The organism is Thermosipho affectus, from assembly GCF_001990485.1.
In the GTDB taxonomy this organism is placed as follows: Bacteria; Thermotogota; Thermotogae; order Thermotogales; family Fervidobacteriaceae; genus Thermosipho; species Thermosipho affectus.
In genome coordinates this window covers 1-1077 of record NZ_LBFC01000025.1, presented here as the reverse complement: position 1 = coordinate 1077, position 1077 = coordinate 1, and the positions used below count along the sequence as shown (strand labels likewise).

2 protein-coding genes are annotated in these 1077 nt (G+C 28.0%); both read right to left on the bottom strand.

The genetic code is table 11. The features are described 5' to 3' along the window. A partial coding sequence (gene istB / locus XJ44_RS09100) for an IS21-like element helper ATPase IstB (protein ID WP_077198822.1) occupies window positions 1–720 on the bottom strand: 720 nt, incomplete at its 3' end. Continuing rightward, on the bottom strand, window positions 717–1077 hold a 361-nt coding region (locus XJ44_RS09305), incomplete at its 5' end, for a Mu transposase domain-containing protein (protein ID WP_408645833.1). The genes istB and XJ44_RS09305, both read right to left, overlap by 4 nt.

Genomic DNA, 1077 nt, shown 5'->3' with positions numbered 1-1077 from the left:
TAATCTATAAGATTTTCCTTTAATTAAGATTACGTGGGAATGGTGTAATAGTCTATCTAATATTGCTTGAGCTAATACAGGAGAACCAAATATCTCGCTCCATTCTGAGAACGGAGTATTGGTAGTTATTATTGTTGAATGTTTTTCATATCTTTTTGAGATTAATTGGAAGAATATATTTGCTCCATCTTTATCTATTGGTAAATATCCTATTTCATCTATTATTAATACTTTGTATTTTGCAAAGTGTTTTAGTCTTACTTCTAATCTATTTTCTTTTAGGGCTTTTTTCAACTGAGCTATTAATTCTTGGAAATGTATAAAATATGTTGAATATCTATGTTTTGCACATTCTATTCCTAAGGAAACTGCAAGATGCGTTTTACCAACTCCTGGAGTACCTACAAATAATATATTTTCATTATTTTCTACAAATCTTAAGCTTTTTAAATCTAAAATTTGTTGTTTATTTATTCCGGGTTGAAAAGAAAAGTCAAAATCTTCTGTTCCTTTCAAGAAAGGGAAATTAGCAACTTTTACTACTGAAGCAATAGCTCTTTTTTCTTTTGCTTTTAATTCCAATTCACTTAGTTCATATAATGCTTCTACTATGCTTTTTTCTCCGCTATTTATTAAGTTTATATATTTATCCAGATTATTTTTCATATTTATTAGATTCAATTCTTCCAGATTGTTTTGTAATTTTATATAAACATTCATACATTTCCCTCCCGCAAGAATTTATCCAGATTATTTAAATTATTCTCACATACTTCTTTTAATTTACTGCTGTCTTTTATATGCTTTCTCATTAATGCCATATAGTGATTACTAAGATAATTAATTTTTTGGTCTGTTATTTCATGGACTGCTATTAACTCTGTGGTATAATACACGTACAGGTAGTTTTCATTAATTTTTAGATTAACTGTTTTTCCTATGTATTCTATTGGAACGGAGTATTTATTCCCTTTGTAGTATATCAATGAATCTTTTTGGACTTTAACCTTAACAGAGCGGTCTACATATGATTCAACGATATGTCTTCTTGGCAAGTGGGATAAATACTCTTTTTCT